Source organism: Acaryochloris thomasi RCC1774 (genome assembly GCF_003231495.1).
Taxonomy (GTDB): domain Bacteria; phylum Cyanobacteriota; class Cyanobacteriia; order Thermosynechococcales; family Thermosynechococcaceae; genus RCC1774.
Map to the genome: position 1 here is coordinate 396,067 of NZ_PQWO01000004.1, position 13,526 is coordinate 409,592.

Annotated in this window: 13 protein-coding genes; 10 read left to right on the forward strand and 3 right to left on the reverse strand. The window is 50.8% G+C overall.

What is annotated here, in order from left to right; translation table 11 throughout:
* Window positions 1-33: 33 nt before the first annotated feature.
* Window positions 34-3,189 carry a CHAT domain-containing tetratricopeptide repeat protein gene (locus tag C1752_RS09460; RefSeq protein ID WP_110985799.1) on the forward strand — a complete coding sequence of 1,052 codons (3,156 nt, stop codon included), beginning with the start codon at window positions 34-36 and terminating at the stop codon, window positions 3,187-3,189.
* Between the two features lie 39 nt (window positions 3,190-3,228).
* Complete coding sequence (locus C1752_RS28370) at window positions 3,229-3,381, forward strand: hypothetical protein (protein ID WP_158535050.1); 153 nt, start codon at window positions 3,229-3,231, stop codon at window positions 3,379-3,381.
* 165 nt (window positions 3,382-3,546) lie between these two features.
* On the opposite strand, the gene C1752_RS09465 is transcribed toward C1752_RS28370, so the two are convergent.
* The 3 genes from C1752_RS09465 to C1752_RS09475 are packed head-to-tail and all read right to left on the reverse strand — an operon-like array spanning window position 3,547 to window position 4,354.
* Window positions 3,547-3,825 (reverse strand): TIGR03643 family protein, encoded by a 279-nt coding sequence (locus C1752_RS09465; protein WP_110985800.1) that lies wholly within the window; start codon window positions 3,823-3,825, stop codon window positions 3,547-3,549.
* Between the two features lie 8 nt (window positions 3,826-3,833).
* Window positions 3,834-3,944 (reverse strand): photosystem I reaction center subunit IX, encoded by a 111-nt coding sequence (gene psaJ / locus C1752_RS09470; protein WP_110985801.1) that lies wholly within the window; start codon window positions 3,942-3,944, stop codon window positions 3,834-3,836.
* A gap of 35 nt (window positions 3,945-3,979) precedes the next feature.
* The gene (locus tag C1752_RS09475; protein ID WP_146242312.1) at window positions 3,980-4,354 is read right to left on the reverse strand and encodes a hypothetical protein; all 375 of its coding nucleotides are present in this window, start codon (window positions 4,352-4,354) and stop codon (window positions 3,980-3,982) included.
* 180 nt (window positions 4,355-4,534) lie between these two features.
* Between C1752_RS09475 and C1752_RS09480 the strand changes: the two genes are divergently transcribed.
* The 8 genes from C1752_RS09480 (at window position 4,535) to C1752_RS09515 (ending at window position 13,509) form a co-directional block, all read left to right on the forward strand.
* A complete protein-coding gene (locus C1752_RS09480; RefSeq protein ID WP_110985803.1) occupies window positions 4,535-4,723 on the forward strand; it encodes a CPXCG motif-containing cysteine-rich protein in 189 nt (62 codons plus the stop codon).
* A 75-nt stretch (window positions 4,724-4,798) separates the two neighbouring features.
* Complete coding sequence (locus tag C1752_RS09485) at window positions 4,799-5,794, forward strand: hypothetical protein (RefSeq protein ID WP_110985804.1); 996 nt, start codon at window positions 4,799-4,801, stop codon at window positions 5,792-5,794.
* Between the two features lie 67 nt (window positions 5,795-5,861).
* Window positions 5,862-6,443, forward strand: coding sequence for a hypothetical protein (locus tag C1752_RS09490; protein WP_110985805.1), 582 nt, complete (start codon window positions 5,862-5,864; stop codon window positions 6,441-6,443).
* 87 nt (window positions 6,444-6,530) lie between these two features.
* Entirely contained in the window at window positions 6,531-6,773 is a 243-nt protein-coding gene (locus C1752_RS09495) for a Tex-like N-terminal domain-containing protein (RefSeq protein ID WP_110985806.1), read from the forward strand.
* 20 nt (window positions 6,774-6,793) lie between these two features.
* On the forward strand, window positions 6,794-7,084 hold the full coding sequence (locus C1752_RS28055) for a hypothetical protein (protein WP_146242313.1): 291 nt from the start codon (window positions 6,794-6,796) through the stop codon (window positions 7,082-7,084).
* Window positions 7,081-7,491 (forward strand): type II toxin-antitoxin system VapC family toxin, encoded by a 411-nt coding sequence (locus C1752_RS09505; RefSeq protein WP_110985807.1) that lies wholly within the window; start codon window positions 7,081-7,083, stop codon window positions 7,489-7,491. The genes C1752_RS28055 and C1752_RS09505 overlap by 4 nt, the downstream gene beginning before the upstream one ends.
* 148 nt (window positions 7,492-7,639) lie before the next feature.
* Window positions 7,640-9,796, forward strand: coding sequence for a Tex family protein (locus C1752_RS09510; RefSeq protein ID WP_110985808.1), 2,157 nt, complete (start codon window positions 7,640-7,642; stop codon window positions 9,794-9,796).
* Between the two features lie 335 nt (window positions 9,797-10,131).
* Window positions 10,132-13,509: a non-ribosomal peptide synthetase gene (locus tag C1752_RS09515; protein ID WP_158535051.1), complete on the forward strand. Its 3,378-nt coding sequence runs from the start codon at window positions 10,132-10,134 to the stop codon at window positions 13,507-13,509.
* Window positions 13,510-13,526 lie beyond the last annotated feature (17 nt).

Here is a 13,526-nt window from a genome sequence, read left to right on the forward strand (position 1 = left end):
ATTAATACGTAATCCGAACGCTCCGAAACCCTTATGCATTGGCTTCCGTGTCGCCTCTACCGACTTCCTCGATTGCTTGCCCCCTCTCTCTGCCTACTGATGGGTATTGAGGGCCAATGGGGCCTGAACAATGCCAGGGCCTATCGCTTAGATTCGCCTCAATTAGGCTCCAGCCCACGTTTTAGGGTGGATGACGCTCTACGCAGCCAGCCACCGCTGAGAGCAATTGAGTTCAAGGAGCATGAACGCTTCTCTTCAGCTCTTACCTCTCGTGACCTCAACTCACAGCAACTGGAGCGGGCGATCGCAGAGCAAGAGTCGGATAATCAATACGCGCAAGCACCTAAGCCCACGTCCGGAACGACTGGACAATCAGTCCCAGACGATCTGAACCCGAGACAGCGACGCGATCTGTCCATAGCAAAGGAGAGCAGTACACAGGTCATCGAGCTTCGTCGAAAAGGGCAGTACGGCAAAGCGCTCCCCCTGGCTGAAAGAGTCCTGAAGCTACGCGAAAATGTATTGGGTCCTCGCCATATTCTCGTCGCGACCAGCCTCAACAATTTGGCGCTGCTCTATTCTGATCAGGGGCAATATGAAAGAGCAATATCTCTATTTCAAAGATCGATACAAGTTAGTGAGGCTCTGTTAGGGGCATATCATCCTAAGGTCGCCGTCAGCTTGAACAATTTAGCAGGCGTATATTTTGACATAGGTGACTATACACAGGCAAAATCCCTTTTTCAGCGCACGATCGGCATTTACGAACAGGCTCTAGGCCCTGAACATTTGAGAATTGCCGCGAGTCTGAGTAATCTAGCCGTGCTGCAGACCGAGCTCGGAAACAACGGTCAAGCAGAGTTGCTCCACCAACGCGCACTCAAGATTTATAAAGAAAACCTGGGTGTCGATCATCCTAGCGTCGCTACGAGTCTCAATAACCTTGCCTATCACTATACAAATCTCGGGAACTACCGCAAAGGAGAAGCGCTCTACCAGCAGGCATTGGAGATTAGTGAAAAAGCGCTGGGTCCCAATCATCCTAGCGTTGCCGTGAGCCTCAATAATCTTGCAATTCTGTACAGCAGTCAGGAAGACTACGCAAGGGCAGAACCTCTACATCAAAGGGCGCTTCGCATTAACGAAAAAGTCTTAGGCGCAGATCATCCCAAGATTGCCACAGATCTCCAAAATCTAGCGCAGCTCTACAGTAAGCAAGATAACTATAGGAAAGCAGAACCGATGTATCAGCGCGCGCTCCGCATCCAGAGAAAAACGGTGGGAGACCAACATCCGCGAGTGGCCAATAGTTTAAGTGGTCTGGCATGGCTGTATCGGGGGCAGGCCCAGTATGACAAAGCGGAATCACTGTTTCGAGAGGCACTGGACATCTATCAGTCGGCTTTTGGCCCCACTCATCCTTGGGTTGCAAATGCCTTCAGCAATCTGGCGTGGCTCTACCAGGCTCAGGATAAAACGACTCGTACCTACGAGGTGCTAAAACAGGCAATTGCGATTGAAGAACAAAATTTAAAGTCAGTTCTATCGATTGGGTCGGAAGCGAAGAAACGCTCCTATATCAAAACGTTGTCTCGGAAGACAAATGCCACCATCTCTAATCATCTGCAGCAATCTCCCCGTAATCTACAGTCCGCACAACTTGCCTTTAGGACAGTTTTACAGCGCAAAGGGCGTATTCTTGCAGCACTAACCGATAGTTTCCAGAGCTTGCGCCAAGACCTAACACCCGCAGATCAAACGCTGTTTGATCGTCTTCAGAAGGCGCGATCTCAATACGCAACGTTGATGCTAAAAAATACTGGAGGCCAGAGCGCGCTGGATCAAGATCTTATTCGCTTCTTCAAAGATCAGGAAGAAGCACTCGAAGAGCAGCTTGCCCGTCGGAGTATCGAGTTTCGCACGGAAAACCAACCCGTCACAATCGCAGCCATTCAGCAACAGCTACCTGCCCATGCTGCCCTCGTTGAGCTGATCCGATATCGCCCTTACAATACCCGGGCACGTCGTCAAGTCGAACAGTGGCAGGCTCCTCATTATGCAGCCTACATCCTCAGGGCCGAGGGGCAAGTGCAGTGGGTCGATCTTGGCGAAGCAGAACCGATCGACCAGTCTATCTTTCAGTTCCGCACGGCTCTTGAATCTCGCTCAATTACCATTCAAGCAATTGCTCGTCGCCTTGATCAGCAAGTGATGCAGCCCATTCGAGCGAAGTTAGGCAATACCCGTCAGCTTCTGCTCTCTCCCGATAGTCAACTGAACCTAATCTCTTTTGCCGCACTCGTTGATGAAAACAATCAATACCTTGTCGAGACCTACGACATCACGTATCTGTCCTCTGGTCGAGACCTGCTGCGTTTACAGTCAACAGCGGCAAAATCTAGCCTTCAGCCGCCGCTCATTATGGCCAACCCTGACTACCAAAAGTCAGGGGCCATTGCCAAAGGTGCGATCGCAAACAAGAATCGCGGCTCCCGCGATCTGAATCTCACGTTCGGTCCCCTCCCTGGTACTCAGCAGGAAGCGGCCCAGCTCCATAGGCTGTTGCCGAAAGCGACTCTTTTGACCGCAGACCAAGCCACTGAGAATATCCTCAAACAAGTCAAATCCCCTCGAATTCTTCACATCGCCACCCACGGTTTCTTTTTAGAGACCGATCTAGAGGCCGCTTTAAATCCCAGCGCTGATCGAGCCGGCATTAGTATCATTTCTTCAGTAGCTCGTCCGAAGACAACGCAGAAATCCTACGAGAACCCACTGCTGCGCTCAGGTTTAGCCCTTGCTGGCGCAAACACCCGTCGTAGCGGCGAAGAGGATGGTATTTTCACCGCTTTAGAAGCAACGGGTCTGAATTTGCGCGGGACCCAGCTCGTTGTTCTGTCTGCCTGTGAAACCGGATTGGGTGATGTCGCTAACGGTGAAGGCGTTTATGGTCTCCGTCGAGCGTTCGTGATGGCAGGGTCTGAAAGTCAGGTGCTCAGCCTCTGGAAAGTGGATGATGTGGGCACCAAAGACCTGATGGTGAAATACTATCAGCGCTTACTGCAGCAGGCGGGGCGTAGCGAAGCATTGCGTCAGACTCAGCTAGAAATGCTCAGGAGTCAGAAATATCAGCATCCCTACTACTGGGCTGCCTTTATTCCTTCGGGAAACTGGAAGCCAATGAATTGAGCACAACTATAGAGATCGTCTGCTTAAGTCAGTTCTCCATTGACAAAACTTCACCACCCTCAGCCCACCCTCTCAGATCTCGCCCTACGTCAGTATTCTGAGCCGGTGAGCCGAGTCTTTGATAACATCGTGAGCGAGCTGCATGAGCTGCATGTTGATTCCTCTGAAGTCCCTACCTTACCTATCATCTAACTGTATTAGACTCAATAAATCTTCGGGGCGAGGCACAAACATTACGACGGCCTACGGCCGAACGATTCGCTAAGAAAGAGCTTCACTTTTCATCTCACCCAGCCGACTAGCAACCACAAGACTGAGGCCAGATCTAAATTCAAGACCTTACAAAGGCCCATCGCCTTACTTGCCTGAAGACCTATAAATCCTAAGTTTTTGAGTAGCACATTTGAAGCGATCGCCCTGCACCTCTCGCCGGCTGGCATGTTTCGTCTTGCGGCCAGACACTCGCTTACGCCAAAGCCTAAAGCTAGAGGGCTTCATTTCTCGGCGCATCAGAGCAATAACCTGTTTCTCTTGTAAACCGAACTGGTACTCAATCGCATCAAAAGGCGTCCGATCTTCCCACGCCATTTCAATGATGCGATTGATAGCAACAGCATCAACTGCGGGCTGTTTCATATTTGAGGTTAAGGGTGAAAGAGCAGATCAGGGAAAAAGCGGTTGACTTCAATAAGTAGACCCGCAGTGAAGACAAACCAAACGGTTGCGATAACGGGGGCAGAGGTAAGAATTTTCATGGGTGACTCTCAAGTAATAAAGAACAGAACGAAACTTAGCCAGGATTACTGCCTGTGATAGAGCTACTGTCGGCAACAACAGCCGTTGACTCAACGCCGCTCGCCTTCGGCTCAACCTGCACCAAAAGTCGAGGGACTTCTCGAACATTTGGCCAGTTGGAGTAAAGCACCTGTGCGCCCTTGACATCGTAGGTTTCACCAATTTCACCCAGTGATTCCCATAGAGGCTGCAGCGATAAGTCGCCATCAAAGTTTGGTGAGACCAGCATCGTACGATCCGTCTCGATCTCGTTAAGGAAGTATGACTGATTGCTGGATTCTGTGGCCTGAGCAGCTTGCCCTAAACCCATGCTGAGCCAGAGGACACCACATAGAATGGCAGACATCAAAGTAGATACAGGTTTTTTCACGGTTCAGGAACTCTGTGTTAAGAAATATGAATAAAGTATAAAGTAATTAACATTTCTCTGCAATGTCTGATGCGTAAGGTTATCAGCCTGACAGAAGCTCACTCGCAATAAAAAGAGTACGATCCTGACAGGCTCTTCCATCACGAAATTGAGCGCGTTCATTTATTTTGCTGAGAGACTATGCAAACGACAGAGGACTATCAATGCGCTTACTGTGGCGAGTCCAGCACAACCTTTATCGATATCAGTGCGGGATATGAGCAGTCCTACATTGAGGACTGCCAGGTTTGCTGTCGTCCCAATCAGTTCTTCGTTTCTATTGATCGAGAGAATTTAGACGTTCAAATCACCACTGACTATCGTGAGTAGCGGATGCCCTATTGCAGGCATCTCTAATGTGATGGCCACGTTGATCCAGGCTGCTGACCGTTTAGGGGATTTTCTATGTGGTTTGAAGAATTAACAGGCTTTCGAGAAGAGTCTCCTGAACAGGTCCGAAACGGTCTAACTGTTTCTGGCAATACGATCACCTCTAAGATAAATGGCAGGACGATGACCTGTGGTCGCTTAGAAACGCCGACGCTGTCCGATCTGCGCGCCCAGGTCTCAAGGCATCGATCAGTAAGCGGGCAACTAAAGCTGCATGAGATCGTTGGTGACGCCAAGCAACTGCATATAGATGTTGCCAATGCAGGGGCTTTGTTCCAAGTAGCCTCTCAATTCAATCTGTTGGAGATGGTTTCGCCATCCGTTACTCCAGAAGCGGGTGTGGGGATTTATGGATCTGATCCGACGCAGGGGCCAGCCTGTGCGATCGCATCTGGGGCGGGCACTATTTATCGCAACTATTTCGCCCACGTCAATGGACAGATTGGACAGTCGACTGACAATCAAATTGACTGTCTTCTGGATGTGGGTCAGGCGCTGGACAATACCAATGAACGTCTATGGAAAATGCAAAATGGTTACGCTCTAGCCTCTGAAGATGGACTCATTGAGATCTCTAAACGCATTGGCTCTATGTCAGAAGTTGAGTGTGACGCTTTGCGACAAACCCTACGCATTGGCATCCAATGGGATACTCAGGTGACGCTTGCGAACTGCAAACATACGGTCACGCAAGCCTATTGTTCAGCTTTGCCTGTTGCCTACTCACCGCATCCTGAAACTTTGTGGGCTGATTTTGCTCGGCTTGTTCTTGAAGCGTCCTACGAAGCGACGCTCTGCGCGGCGCTCTTGAATTTTGCCCACACCGGCAACAATCAGGTTTTCTTGACGCTGATTGGCGGTGGCGTCTTCGGCAATCGTGATAGCTGGATTTTTGCCGCCATCCAACGGGCACTTCAGAAATTTACTGATGCTGATCTGGATGTTGCGATCGTCAGCTATGGGGCTTCAAAAACTTCGGTTCGTGAGTCTGTGTCGTCCTGGCAGCGATAAAGCCTTTCATTGCTTGAAAATCAGGACAATTTGGGCACTCTGAAGGATAGACATTGGGGCAACAAGAATGAATCGCATTGGATTTGGGCTGCTGTTATCTATGCTGTGTGTCAGCTACGCAGCTCCTGTCAAATCACTTGAGCCTCGCCCAGCGGGAGTCTCGAAGATTGAGACCGAAAACGGCGTCGTGGCTTACCAGTTTGAACCCAACTCTCAGCAGTTCCCTCCCAAGCTCCATAACTGGGAGGTCTTGCTCAACAAAGTTGATAGTCAGGGGCGCTATGAAATTGTCCAGATCACACATAGCCTTACCAGTGGTCAAACCCAAGCCAATGTCTTGATTCCTGACGATATGGTGATTCCCAACGCTGACGGCTATATCCATTTTGACCTTCATGTGGGGGATACAGAACCCACTCAAAACGCGAACGGGACGGGCAACCTGGGGCACTCAATTATCTTTTCGGGTAACGGCACAGGGACAGGGGCGTCGAGTTCAGTGATTTTGCCAGGAAGCAGTGTCAGGGCTGCGACACCATCGCTTCAGGGTGCATCGCTGTCGGCAGGACAACTGCGCCTGATTCGATATGTTGTGACGGATGCTGTCGGTGAAGACTCTGTTGTCGAGGTTGTCCTCCGTCGTCAATAAAGCTGCTTGGGCTGAGGCCCATGAATTAATGTTTGACCCGTAAGATGAAGAGTGCTGATAAATCACTAGTTCTGACTTTGGCATTCTATGTCTAATCTCTCTCAAGTCTTGGCCCAAGAACTCTCGCTGCGTCTGAGTCAGGTTGAAAATGCGATCTCACTTCTTTCAGAGGAAGCCACTATCTCGTTCAATGCCCGCTACCGCAAAGAACGCACCGGAGAAATGGATGAAACTAACTGTGACAGCTTTAGAACGCTACGCCTACTTCACAAAACTGGAGGCATTAGGGGCCAGATTGATACGATAGATATAGCTGATGGTCACTACTGATCTAGTCGAGGGATGCAGAAATGCAAACGATTAAAACGAAGGCGCAAATTAATACAGATCGGACGCTGACGGTACAGTTACCTGCTGATTTGCAGGTGGGCGAGTATGATGTGGTCGTAGTGCTAGATAAATCGTCTAAGAAACAGGTTGAGCCGCATATACTGCAGGCTGTTGAGGAGGTTCCCCTTGCTGATCGTTGGGAACAATGGTTCGATGAAGTTGAAAAACTGCCTCTAAAAGAGAATGTAGAGGAGCAGAGTTTTCATGAGATTTTGGTCGAGAAATATCGCAAGCAAGGCCTTGAACTATGATTTTGTGCGATACGGGCGTGTTGTTTAGCATGGTCGATCGCACTCAGCCTCGGCACGATGATTGTCGAAGGGCGGTCATTGGCTTGCAGGAAGTTTTGATTACGACTTGGGCTTGCTTGACTGAGGTGATGTATTTGTCACTTGGGAAGGGCGGTTGGGCCATGCAGAAGCAGGTGGCTAAATATCTTGTTGATGGCTTGCTGAAGATTCACGAGATTCAACGTGATGATTATGGTCGCTTGTTTGAGCTGATGGAGAAGTATCAGGATCGGCCAATGGACTTGGCGGATGCTACTTTAGTCTTGACTGCGGAGAAAACGGGGGAGAGTCGCATCTTAACGCTTGACGCTGATTTTTTATTCTACCAAATTTCTGACAAGACGAGTTTTGACATCATTGAGATCTGAGCGTGAAGGTTTCAATGCAGAAGACCTAGCGGATTTGTGGCAGATTTATGTAGAAGGTCTCATTTCTACACTCTATTCAATGATGATTTCGGAACGCTTTAGACAGTCGCTATGATTTGACCTGACCTGAATAGTCACCCTTTGCAAAATGACGAATTTCTCTCAATCCTTGGCCCAAGAACTATCCCTACGTCCGTGCCAAGTTGAAAGTGCGATCGCACTTCTCTCAGAAGGAGCCACCATTCCGTTCATTGCCCGCTACCGCAAAGAACGCACGGGAGAGATGGATGAAACCCAGCTCCGGCAGCTCTCAGAGCGCTATGCCTATCTCACCGAACTAGAGGCCCGCAAGCAGGTTATTCTCGAATCCATCGAACAACAAAATAAGCTCACCCCTGATCTAAAGAACAAAATACTGGCCTGTCAGCAGAAAACAGATCTCGAAGATCTCTATCTGCCCTACCGCCCTCGTCGCCGCACCCGCGCCACCCAAGCTCGGGAACAAGGTCTCCAGCCCCTCGCAGCCTGGATCGAGAAACAGAATCATCCCCAAGCCCAGCCTCAGTCGCTGCAGCAGCAGGCCCAGCAATATATTTCGGCAGAGCAAGGCATCAAAGCCACCGCCGATGCTCTCAAAGGGGCCGCCGATATCTTGGCGGAAGCCATTGCTGAGCAGGCTAAGCTGCGGTCCTATGTGCGCGACACCCTCTATAAGCAGGGTGAGTTCGTCTCTCGGATCAAAACGAAATATCCCGAAGGCAGCACAAAGTTCGAGATGTACCGCAGCTTCCAGGCCAGAGCGAATCGGATTGCCCCCCACAATTTGCTGGCCCTCTATCGGGGTGAATCAGAAGGCATTCTCTCTGTCGCTCTTGCCTGTGATGAATCTCCTTTGCTGGCCCACCTTGAGTCACAGATCATCCGGGCCAAGACTAGAGAGATTAGAGACTTTTATCGGACTGTGATTGAAGATGCTTTCAATCGACTGATGAAGCCATCCCTGACTAATGAGGTGAGAGCCACCTGCAAGGCGATCGCCGACCGCGAATCTATCGAAACCTTTGAAACGAATTTGCGAGAGCTGCTGCTCTCTAGCCCTGCGGGGATGAAGCCGACGCTGGGCATTGATCCAGGCTTCCGCACCGGCTGCAAGGTGGTGGCCCTAGACCAGACGGGACAGTTTTTAGAGTATGAGGCTATCTTTCCGCACCAGGCGGCAGCCCAAAGAGAAAAGGCCGGCCACACCCTAAAGCGCATGATCAACAAACATCAGATTGATCTGATTGCGATTGGCAACGGGACGGCAGGCCGAGAGACCGATTCATTTGTGGCCGAAGTTCTCAAAAATTTAGATCGGAAGCCCGTTAAGGTGATGGTGAATGAGTCAGGGGCTTCGATTTATTCGGCCAGTGAAGTTGCGATCGCAGAGTTTCCCAACTTAGACATCACCGTCCGAGGTGCGATTAGCATTGCCCGTCGCCTCCAGGATCCTTTAGCTGAGCTGGTGAAGCTCGATCCGAAGTCGATTGGCGTCGGTCAATATCAGCATGATGTTGACCAAAAACTCCTCAAACAAAAGCTGAACGATACGGTGGAAAGCTGTGTCAATTATGTTGGTGTTGATCTCAATACTGCCTCCAAAGAACTGCTGACTTTTGTGTCAGGCATTACAGGTGCGATCGCAAATAATATTGTCACCTACCGCAATCAGAACGGCGTCTATAAAAACCGGCGTCAGCTCTTGAAAGTTGCCAAGCTAGGCCCCAAAGCCTTTGAGCAGGCTGCGGGCTTCCTTCGCATTCGCGCGGGTAAAAACCCGTTGGATAATACCGCTGTCCATCCTGAAAGTTACACTGTTGTTGAAAAGATTGCCCAAGATCTGCAGGTGGACTTAACCCACATCAGCCAGATTCCTGAGCGTCTCCAGCCCGGAGATCTGAAGCGGTATATTTCCGATGCAGTGGGTGAACCCACCCTCCGCGACATGCTTGCCGAACTCGAAAAACCCGGTCGTGACCCCCGCGCAGAATTCAAGTATGCGACCTTTAAAGAGGGCATCACAGAACTTTCCGATTTGACCACCGGCATGACCCTAGAGGGAGTTGTTACAAACGTCACGAATTTCGGCGCATTTGTCGATATTGGCGTCCACCAAGATGGCCTTGTCCATATTTCTCAAATGGCTGATTTTTTCGTTCAAGATCCTAAGCAGGTTGTCAAAGTCGGGCAAGTTGTGAAAGTTAGGGTTCTAGAAATTAACGAGAAACTAAAACGGATTGGCCTCTCGATGCGTTCTTCTACATAAAAAGCCGGTTGCCGACTGCATAAACTGCGATAAAACTTTATGCTTCGACATCATTTATCAAGCGAAATTATATTTGCTATATTGGGCATGTTCAGCAGAGACTCAGCGCATACTCATAATTGGGTTCTGTGAACTAATGGGGATTGGGAACCTCCATTAGCGTCAAGGGGTAGGTTATTTGGGCAAGTTAATAAAAGCGATGGCTGGCAACCTAGGTTGTCAGTGCGGCGGTCATCGATGGGGGATAAGTTTCACGCTCAATTGATTGAGCGGGGCTTGATGTGGCTTGACTTGCGATCGCAAATCATTAAGAACATTCATTTCGTTTAAAAATGATGATCAGCCAACAGATACGGTGTGGGGACCAGCAAGCCAGCCAAGCAACCTACTGGCAGCAAAAATTAAGAGGGGGACCAACGGGGGTGGAGCTGCCCTTCGATTCAATCCATTCCTCTGCTCCGTCCTGGCCTAGAAATGAAGAGCGCGTTGAGCTGTCGGCAAGTATGAGTGCCCAGCTCCAGCAGTTTACTGCTCGCGAGAACATCACGCTGCTCACCGCTTTTCTAGCCGCCTTCAACACCCTGTTGCTGCGCTATACAGGCCAAGAAGATATTGTTATCGGCTCCGTCACCGTCGATAGTTGTCGCCAGACAGCCGCCGGGTCTCCACAGAAATTCACCAACCTCCTTGCCCTGCGACCCTTTCTCACGGCCGCTCAAAGTGCAAATGAGGCTCTGCAAAACGTCACAGACATGTTGCAGGAAGCTGCCGAGCATCGAGATTACCCCTTCGCAGATCTCGTTAATGACGCAAGCCACCCCGCTGCTGATGTCCAGGCACCTATTTTTCAAACCATGTTGGTGCTGTGCGATCATCCCACTGAACTCTCTCAAACGCCAGTCTCACAGGCTGCACTCCTAGACATCTCAGATTGCATGAACGAGCGTGACCTCGTTCTGGTCATCTCAGAGCACGAAGATCACCTCGCTATTAACTGTCGCTACAGTACGCGGTTTAAAGCCACATCAATCCGTCGAATGCTAGAACATCTGCAGTGTTTGCTCGCGGGCATGATCACCGATCCTCAGCAGCAGCTTGCCGACCTTCCCCTCCTGACTGCAGCCGAACGCCATCAGCAGCTAGTGGAATGGAACCTGACAGAGCGGGACTATCCGCAAGCCTGCATTCATCAGTTATTTGAAGCTCAAGTAGAACGGACCCCTGAAGCCATCGCCGTGGTTTTTGAAGGGGAACGGTTAACCTACCAAGCTCTGAACCAACGCGCCAACCAAGTAGCGCACCAACTACAAAACTTGGGCATCGGCCCAGAATCCCTGGTCGGCATCTGCGTCGAGCGCTCTCCAGATATGGTTGTGGGGCTGCTGGCAACGTTGAAAGCAGGCGGTGCCTACCTGCCCCTCGATCCGGCATATCCCGCAGATCGTTTAGCCTACATGCTTGAAGATTCGCAGGTATCCGTGCTGCTGACGCAAGCCGCTCTCCGAGATCAGTTTTCAGCCTTCCCGCTCCAGTTCATTTGCCTTGATGCTAAAGCGCAACCATCCGATCAGGACATTGAAAACCTCAACAATCCCGTTCATTCTGAGCAGTTAGCCTACGTCATTTACACCTCTGGTTCCACTGGACGCCCCAAAGGTGTACTCGTCACACACCGAGGGGTTCCCAACCTAGCGGCAGCGCAGTGCCGCACCTTTGCGGTGCAGTCCTCTAGCCGGATTCTCCAATTTGCCTCCTTTAGCTTTGATGCCTCTATCTCAGAGGTCTTCATGGCGTTGTATGCAGGTGCCAGCCTCTATTTGGCCTCCAGAGAATCCTTGATGCCAGGGCCAGCGCTCCTGAGTCTTTTGCAAACAGAGGCCATCACTCACGTGACTTTACCGCCTTCAGTGCTAGCGGTTTTGCCCTCCATAGAGCTACCTGCCCTACAAAGCATCATTGTTGCAGGCGAAGCCTGCCACGGCAGGATCGTTGCTCAGTGGTCACAGCCGCGACGCTTTTTCAATGCCTATGGTCCCACTGAATGTACCGTGTGCGCGACGATTGCTGAATGCAAGAGTGATGGGGCTTGTCCCCCTATCGGTCGCCCCATTGATAACACCCAGCTTTATATCCTTGACCCCAGGCGTCAGCCTTTACCCGTGGGAATCCCTGGCGAACTCTATATTGGTGGGATTGGGTTGACGCGTGGCTACCTCAATCGTCCCGATCTGACCATTGAAAAATTTATTCCTAATCCCTTTGGGGAGGGTCGCCTCTACCGAACCGGTGATTTAGTGCGCTATCGACCAGACGGCAATATTGAATTTTTAGGGCGTCTTGATCACCAAGTGAAAATTCGTGGTTTTCGCATCGAACTCGGTGAGATCGAAGCGGTGCTGAGCCGCCATGCACAGGTGCAGCACTGCATCGTCATTGCTCGGGAAGATACGCCTGGGAATAAGCGGCTCGTGGCCTATGTTGTTGCCCATGATTTCGATCTCAAGGCACTCAAGCAATCTCTCAAAGCACAGCTACCTGCATATATGATGCCGAGTGCGGTCGTCCCAATGGCAGCTTTGCCTTTAACTCCCAATGGTAAAGTTGACCGCAAGGCATTGCCCGCGCCGGTAACAGGTACCGCCGATTTTGTCGCCCCTCGGACGCCAATAGAGCGGCATCTGGCCTCGATTTGGGCAACGCTACTCCAGCTTGAGTCAGTGAGCCTTAACGACAACTTCTTTGAACTCGGGGGCCATTCCTTGATGGTGGTGCGGCTCTGCACTGTCATTGAAAAGGAATTAGGGATTACGCTGCCCCCTGCCGTTTTGCTGCAGGCACCCACGTTGGCGCAGCTTGCCACTCACCTCGATACTCCTACCCAGTGGTCACAGCCTTGGTCTTCGCTAGTTCCTATTCAGCCTCAGGGATCGAAGCCGCCTTTGTTCTGTATTCATGGAGCTGGTGCGAATGTTTTAATGTTCCGTGACTTGGCACAGAACTTGGGGACAGACCAGCCTTTTTATGCGCTGCAGTCTAGGGCACTAGATGGGACAGAGCTGCCCTTGACCACGATCGAGGCGATGGCGGATGCCTACCTCCAGGAAATACGGTCTTTCTATCCCAATGGCCCCTATCTCCTTGCCGGTTACAGTATGGGTAACTTCATTGCCTTAGAAATAGCGCACCGACTCACCTCAGAAGGCAAAGACATCGCACTGCTAGCGTTGTTTGATCCGCCGCCCCTTCGACCCCCAGGGAGGAGCATGAATCACTCGCCAGCCAGTCCCTCTAAACCGAAGTCACTCGCCCGTCGTCGCTGGTTTGTCGCCAAGCAAAAATCGTTGCGAGCTATCCTCAAATTTCACAGAGCGTTTGGACTCCCGCTCTTACCGACGCTGCGTTTGTTCCCGGCACTGCGTCTGTTCAATGTTCAAGAAGAGAATATAAAGGCTGCTGCTCAGTATGTGACGGATGTTGCCTATCCTCACCTGGCCACCCTGTTTTTAACGCCTCAAAGCCGTGCTAAGTTTCCAGCATTAGAGCAGAGTTGGGGAGCGATCGCCGCCGCGCTGACGATCTATGATGTGCCAGGATGTCATGGTGTTGTTTCCGCTGACAGCTTTCTGAAAGAGCCAAACGTCAAAACATTGGCTGCACATCTCACGACGTCTATTGAAAAGGCGATTGAGAGAGCAACCCCTCAGAAAAACTAAGCAATGATTTTATACGG

Excerpts from the sequence above, each read along its gene's own strand:
- C1752_RS09460 (WP_110985799.1), top strand. The coding sequence starts at position 34 with ATGCATTGGCTTCCGTGTCGCCTCTACCGACTTCCTCGATTGCTTGCC.
- C1752_RS09465 (WP_110985800.1), bottom strand. The coding sequence starts at position 3,825 with ATGAAACAGCCCGCAGTTGATGCTGTTGCTATCAATCGCATCATTGAA.
- psaJ (WP_110985801.1), bottom strand. The coding sequence starts at position 3,944 with ATGAAAATTCTTACCTCTGCCCCCGTTATCGCAACCGTTTGGTTTGTC.
- C1752_RS09480 (WP_110985803.1), top strand. The coding sequence starts at position 4,535 with ATGCAAACGACAGAGGACTATCAATGCGCTTACTGTGGCGAGTCCAGC.
- C1752_RS09485 (WP_110985804.1), top strand. The coding sequence starts at position 4,799 with ATGTGGTTTGAAGAATTAACAGGCTTTCGAGAAGAGTCTCCTGAACAG.
- C1752_RS09490 (WP_110985805.1), top strand. The coding sequence starts at position 5,862 with ATGAATCGCATTGGATTTGGGCTGCTGTTATCTATGCTGTGTGTCAGC.
- C1752_RS09495 (WP_110985806.1), top strand. The coding sequence starts at position 6,531 with ATGTCTAATCTCTCTCAAGTCTTGGCCCAAGAACTCTCGCTGCGTCTG.
- C1752_RS28055 (WP_146242313.1), top strand. The coding sequence starts at position 6,794 with ATGCAAACGATTAAAACGAAGGCGCAAATTAATACAGATCGGACGCTG.
- C1752_RS09505 (WP_110985807.1), top strand. The coding sequence starts at position 7,081 with ATGATTTTGTGCGATACGGGCGTGTTGTTTAGCATGGTCGATCGCACT.
- C1752_RS09510 (WP_110985808.1), top strand. The coding sequence starts at position 7,640 with ATGACGAATTTCTCTCAATCCTTGGCCCAAGAACTATCCCTACGTCCG.
- C1752_RS09515 (WP_158535051.1), top strand. The coding sequence starts at position 10,132 with ATGATCAGCCAACAGATACGGTGTGGGGACCAGCAAGCCAGCCAAGCA.